The organism is Aeromicrobium sp. PFPM2_SD2 (assembly GCF_057364525.1).
Genome location: NZ_JBNFNZ010000146.1, coordinates 1 through 5450, shown reverse-complemented (window position 1 = coordinate 5450; position 5450 = coordinate 1). Strand labels below are relative to the sequence as shown.

General features: G+C 71.6%; 7 protein-coding genes. 2 read left to right on the top strand and 5 right to left on the bottom strand.

Annotation, left to right across the window (positions count from 1 at the left end):
• The 3 genes from AC2W7G_RS08525 to AC2W7G_RS08515 all read right to left on the bottom strand — a co-directional run.
• Positions 1 to 494 (bottom strand): Ppx/GppA phosphatase family protein (locus AC2W7G_RS08525; protein WP_485868053.1); only part of this gene is annotated, 494 nt, incomplete at its 3' end.
• Between the two features lie 46 nt (positions 495 to 540).
• Positions 541 to 708, bottom strand: coding sequence for a YbdD/YjiX family protein (locus AC2W7G_RS08520; RefSeq protein ID WP_485868052.1), 168 nt, complete (start codon positions 706 to 708; stop codon positions 541 to 543).
• 4 nt (positions 709 to 712) lie between these two features.
• Positions 713 to 2941: a carbon starvation CstA family protein gene (locus tag AC2W7G_RS08515; protein WP_485868051.1), complete on the bottom strand. Its 2229-nt coding sequence runs from the start codon at positions 2939 to 2941 to the stop codon at positions 713 to 715.
• Positions 2942 to 3159: 218 nt separating this feature from the next.
• Here AC2W7G_RS08515 and AC2W7G_RS08510 point away from each other — a divergent pair, with 218 nt between their 5' ends.
• Positions 3160 to 3891 (top strand): DUF3109 family protein, encoded by a 732-nt coding sequence (locus AC2W7G_RS08510; protein WP_485868050.1) that lies wholly within the window; start codon positions 3160 to 3162, stop codon positions 3889 to 3891.
• Between the two features lie 184 nt (positions 3892 to 4075).
• On the opposite strand, the gene AC2W7G_RS08505 is transcribed toward AC2W7G_RS08510, so the two are convergent.
• Together AC2W7G_RS08505 and AC2W7G_RS08500 are read right to left on the bottom strand one after the other, a co-directional pair.
• Positions 4076 to 4282 carry a helix-turn-helix domain-containing protein gene (locus AC2W7G_RS08505; protein WP_485868049.1) on the bottom strand — a complete coding sequence of 69 codons (207 nt, stop codon included), beginning with the start codon at positions 4280 to 4282 and terminating at the stop codon, positions 4076 to 4078.
• Positions 4282 to 4779 (bottom strand): DUF2975 domain-containing protein, encoded by a 498-nt coding sequence (locus AC2W7G_RS08500; RefSeq protein WP_485868048.1) that lies wholly within the window; start codon positions 4777 to 4779, stop codon positions 4282 to 4284. Before AC2W7G_RS08500 ends, AC2W7G_RS08505 begins: the two co-directional genes overlap by 1 nt.
• Positions 4780 to 4869: 90 nt before the next feature.
• Here AC2W7G_RS08500 and AC2W7G_RS08495 point away from each other — a divergent pair, with 90 nt between their 5' ends.
• Complete coding sequence (locus AC2W7G_RS08495; RefSeq protein ID WP_485868047.1) at positions 4870 to 5436, top strand: VOC family protein; 567 nt, start codon at positions 4870 to 4872, stop codon at positions 5434 to 5436.
• The last annotated feature ends 14 nt before the right edge of the window (positions 5437 to 5450 follow it).

The following is a 5450-nucleotide window of genomic DNA, read 5'->3' as shown; positions in this document are numbered from 1 at the left end:
GTCAGCCGGCCGGCGCCGAGCGGCTGGGACTGGGCGACGTCCGGGGTCTCGTCGCGTCCGGCCGCCACCTCCAGGGAGCCGCCGCCGATGTCGAAGACGCCGAGGCGTCCGGCCGACCAGCCGAACCAGCGGCGGACGGCCAGGAAGGTGAGCCGGGCCTCGTCCTCGCCGGACAGGATCGCCAGGTCGACGCCGGTCTCGTCCCGCACCCGGGCGAGCACGGCGTCGGCGTTGACGGCGTCGCGCACGGCGGACGTCGCGAACGGCAGCAGGGTCTTGCAGCCCTTCTGCTCGGCCAGGTCGCGGGCCGCGCCCACGTACTTGACCAGCCGCTCGACGCCGACGTCGGTCACGGCGTTGTCGGGGTCGAGGTGCTCGGCCAGCCGGAGCGGCTCCTTGTAGGAGTGCGCCGGCACCGGCGGACCGCCGCGGTGGGCGTCCACCACGAGCAGGTGCCCGGTGTTCGACCCGATGTCGAGGACGCCCATGCGCATGCGTCCATTGTTCCACCGAGCACCAGTCGCCGGTGGACGACGGGCCTCAGCAGCAGCGTCCCTGCGGGTTGTCGTCCTGCCAGCGGTGGTAGTCGCGCCAGAACTCCCGGCGGCTCATCGGCTCGCCGCAGCCGTGCGTGCGGTGGTGCTCCAGGTAGTGCTCGTAGCGGTCGGCCCCGAGCACCCCCTTGAGGAAGGAGCCCACCGCACGCACGCGCTCACCCACGGCTCGCGGCCGCCTTGCGGTGCTCGGCCCACTGCTTCTCCAGCTCGCGCTCGGGCTCGGTCGCGACGAGCCCGGCCGGTGCGAACAGGGCCGACTCGACCCGCTCGTCCTCGGTCGACGGGCCACCACCGGCCCGGACGGCCTGGAACGTCCGCACGGCCGAGGCGGCGATGACGACGATCGCCAGCACCACGAACAGCACCGAGAGGCTGCCCTGGACGTACGTGTTGCGGATGACCGCGTCGATCGCCTCGGGCGACGCGGCGTTGCCGAAGCTGGACTCCCCGGCGTCCCGCGCCTCGCGGAACGCCTGGTTCTGCGCGAAGTACCCGATGGCCGGGACGTCGGAGAAGATCTTGAGGAACGAGCCGTACACCGTGATGACGGTGACGAACGCCAGCGGCACGATGATGATCCACAGCGCCTGGACCGCGCCGCGCTTGGCCGCGATGGCCAGGCAGATCGCCAGCGCGATCGCGGCGAGCAGCTGGTTGGCGATGCCGAACAGCGGGAACAGGGTGTTGATGCCGCCCAGCGGGTCGGTCACGCCCATGATGAGGATCGCGCCCCAGGCCGCCACCATCACCGCCGTCGTCAGCCAGGCCCCGACGCGCCACGACGGGTCGCGGAAGCGCGGCCACACGTTGCCGAGCGAGTCCGACAGCATGAAGCGGGCGACGCGGGTGCCGGCGTCCACCGCGGTGAGGATGAACAGCGCCTCGAACATGATCGCGAAGTGGTACCAGAAGCTCATGAGCGCGGAGCCGCCGATGAGCTGGTGCAGCAGCGTGGCCAGGCCGACGGCGAGCGTCGGGGCGCCGCCGGTGCGCGACACGATCGTCTCCTCGCCGACGTCGTTCGCGACGCTCTGCAGCGTCTCGGGACTGACGTTCACGCCGGTGAGGCCGAGGTTGTTGACGAACTGGGCGGCGCCGTCGATCGTCCCGCCGGTGGCCGAGGGGGCCGCGTTCATCGCGAAGTAGATGCCCTGGTCGATCGTGATCGCGGCGACGAGCGCCATGATCGCGACGAACGACTCCATGAGCATGCCGCCGTAGCCGATGAAGCGCGTCTGGCGCTCCTTCTCGACCAGCTTCGGGGTCGTGCCCGAGGCGATGAGCGCGTGGAAGCCCGACAGCGCGCCGCAGGCGATGGTGACGAACAGGAACGGGAACAGCTCGCCGGCGAAGACCGGGCCCTCGCCGGTGCGGGCGAAGTCGCTGACCGCGGGGGCCTCGACGACCGGGCGCACCACGACGATGGCGATGGCCAGCAGCACGACGACGCCGATCTTCATGAACGTCGACAGGTAGTCGCGCGGCGCGAGCAGCAGCCAGACCGGCAGCACGGCGGCGACGAAGCCGTAGACGATGACCGCCCAGGCGATGGTCGTGCGGTCGAGCGTGAAGACCTCGGCGAGGTCGGGCTGGTCCGAGACCCAGCCGCCGGCCACGATCGCGGCCATCAGCAGCACGAAGCCGATGACCGAGACCTCCATGACCGCACCGGGACGCAGGTAGCGCAGGTACACGCCCATGAACAGCGCGATCGGGATGGTCATGGAGACCGAGAAGACGCCCCACGGGGACTCGCCCAGGGCGTTGACGACGACCAGCGCGAGGATCGCGGTGATGATCACCATGATCGTCAGCGTCGCGATGATCGCGGCGATGCCGCCGACGCGGCCGAGGTCCTCGCGGGCCATCTGGCCCAGCGAGCGTCCGCCGCGGCGCATCGAGAAGAACAGCACCAGGTAGTCCTGGACGGCGCCGGCGAAGATGACGCCGACGATGATCCAGATCGTGCCGGGCAGGTAGCCCATCTGCGCCGCGAGCACGGGGCCGACCAGCGGGCCGGCGCCGGCGATGGCCGCGAAGTGGTGGCCGTAGAGCACGCGGCGGTCGGTGGCGACGTAGTCGCGTCCGTTGGCCTTGTACTCGGCCGGGGTGGCCCGGGTGTCGTCCGGACGCACGAGGCGCGCCTCGACGAAGCGCGAGTAGAAGCGGTACGCGATCAGGTAGCTGCACACCGCCGCGAACACGAACCAGATCGCGTTGACGCTCTCGCCGCGGACCAGCGCCAGCATGACCCAGCCCAGCGCGCCGAGCAGGGCGATGACGCCCCACACCGCGATCTTGACCGGCGTCCACGTGCGCTCGTGCTCGTCGAGCAGCTGCGGGTCCACCGCGGCCGGTGGCCTGCTCTCGTCGATGGTCGACATGTCTTCGACACCCCCGGGTCGTTCCTGTGGCAGCCGTCACGGCCGCCGTCCTGCCAGCATCCTCCGCGACGGGGTCAGCCGGACGAACGCGGGGGTGGGTACCTGGCAGTAGGTTTTCGCTAGTATCGCGGCGCGCCGGCGGCACGGGCGGCGTCGCGGTCGTCCCGGACGTCGTCTCGGATGTCGTCCCGGGGCGGGCCGCGACCTAGGCTCGTCCCATGCCCGAGATCGACCTGGTGGTCCCCCGCGCCTGGGTCGACTTCGTGAACCCCGACGACGCCGACGAGGTCTTCCACTGCGACCTCACCTGGCTGACGTCGCGCTGGACCTGCATCTTCGGCGGCGGCTGCCACGGCATCTACCGCTCGTCCCCCTCGACCGGCTGCTGCACGCTCGGCGCGCACTTCTCCGGCGACGAGGACCACGAGCGCGTCGCCGGCCACGTCGCCCGGCTGACCGACGACCTGTGGCAGCGGCGCCCGTCCTTCCAGGGCGGCTGGACCGAGCTGGACGACGAGGGCGACCTCAAGACCCGGGTGGCCGACGGCGCCTGCGTCTTCCACAACGACGCCGACTTCCCCGGCGGCTACGGCTGCGCCCTGCACCACCTGGCCGCGGCCGAGGGACGTTCGTTCGTCGAGACCAAGCCGGACGTGTGCTGGCAGCTGCCGCTGCGCCGCCAGTTCCGCGACGTCGACCGCGGCGACGGGACGACGTACACCGAGACGTCCATCGGCGAGTACACCCGCGCCGGCTGGGGTCCGGGCGGCGCCGACCTGGACTGGTACTGCTCGTCCAACACCGAGGCGCACGTCTCGCCGGTGCCGGTCTACCTGGCCAGCCGAGACGAGCTCGTGGCGATGATGGGCGAGGCGGGCTACGCCGAGCTCGTCCGCCACTGCGACGCCTTCGTCGAGGCCGGCCGCCCCCAGCCCCACCCCGCCGACTGAGCCCGTGGGGGACGCACCTTCATGCGTCCGGGTCAGCCTGGCAGCCCAAACGCATGAAGCACCGTGACCTCGGGGTGGCAGCTGACCGATTCTCATGCGTTTGGGTCGTCCCGGCAGCCCAGACGCATGAAGATCCGTCACCCTCACCCGGCGCGGGGCGACCCACCCACCACGGGACCACGCGTCAGTCGGGGACGTGCTCGAGGATGTCGCCGGGCTGGCAGTCCAGGACCCGGCAGATCGCCTCGAGGGTGCTGAACCGGACCGCCTTCGCGCGTCCGTTCTTGAGCACCGCCACGTTCGCGGGGGTCAGGCCGACCTTGTCGGCGAACTCGCCGACGCTCATCTTCCGCTTGGCCAGCTCGACGTCGAGCCGCACGACGATCGCCATCAGATCACCGCGTCCATGTCGCGGCGCAGGGCGGTCGCCTGGCACAGCAGCGCCCGCATGACGACGAGCAGCAGCACCACGCCGCCGGAGGCGACCGACAGGCCGCCGAGCAGCAGCGGCAGGCCGGGGTCGCGCAGCTCGGGCGTGACGTAGAGGAAGACGCCGACCGTGCCGGCGATCGTCACCATGCACAGCCAGACGCCGAGCGCCGCCCACACGATGAGGTCGACCCAGCGGAACACGTCGGTGCTGAAGATCCGGTCGGCCTGGACCATCGACAGCAGCCGCCAGGTGCACGCGACGACGACGAGCAGGCACACGACCGCCAGCTCGAGGGCGATGAACACCGGCCACCGGACGGGGCTCAGGTCGCCGTCGTCCGGGCCGCCGAAGATCTGGCCGGGGACGGACATGACGAGGCCGAGCAGCAGGCCGAGGGCGATGAGCACGAGCAGCACCCGCAGGGCGAGGACGACGAGTCGGGGCAGCGAGGTCATGTATCGAGTTTCGATAGATTCGTCTCGAAAGTCAAGCGGTCGCGGACCCCGCATGCCGGCGGCCCCATGACGCAGGTCACCATGTGTGCCATGCGCCTGGACCACCTCTCCTTCGCCGCCGGACCCGACGGACTCGCCGCGACCACGGCCCGCCTCGCCGACCAGCTCGGCGTGACGTTCGTGGACGGCGGGGTCCACCCCCGCTTCGGGACGCGCAACGCCGTCCTGCCGCTCGCGAACGGGCACTACCTCGAGGTCGTCGAGGTGCTCGACCACCCGGCCTCGGACAAGGCGCCGTTCGGCCAGGCCGTGCGCGCCCGCTCCGAGGCCGGCGGCGGCTGGCTGGGCTGGGTCGTGGCGGTCGACGACATCAAGCCGGTCGAGCAGCGCATCGGACGTCACGCGGTGCCCGGCAACCGGCACCGTCCCGACGGCTACAACCTGCAGTGGCAGCAGATCGGCGTCCGCGGCACGACCGCCGACCCGCAGCTGCCGTTCGTCGTGAGCTGGGAGAGCCCGACCGACGAGCACCCGTCGCGCGACGGCCAGCCGCAGGCCGAGCTGCTCGCGCTGGAGATCGCCGGCTCCCCCCGAGCGCGTCACCGGCTGGCTCGGCGAGCCGGCGCTGGACGCGCTCGACGACGACGCCGTCAGTAGGTGGGGTCGGCCGG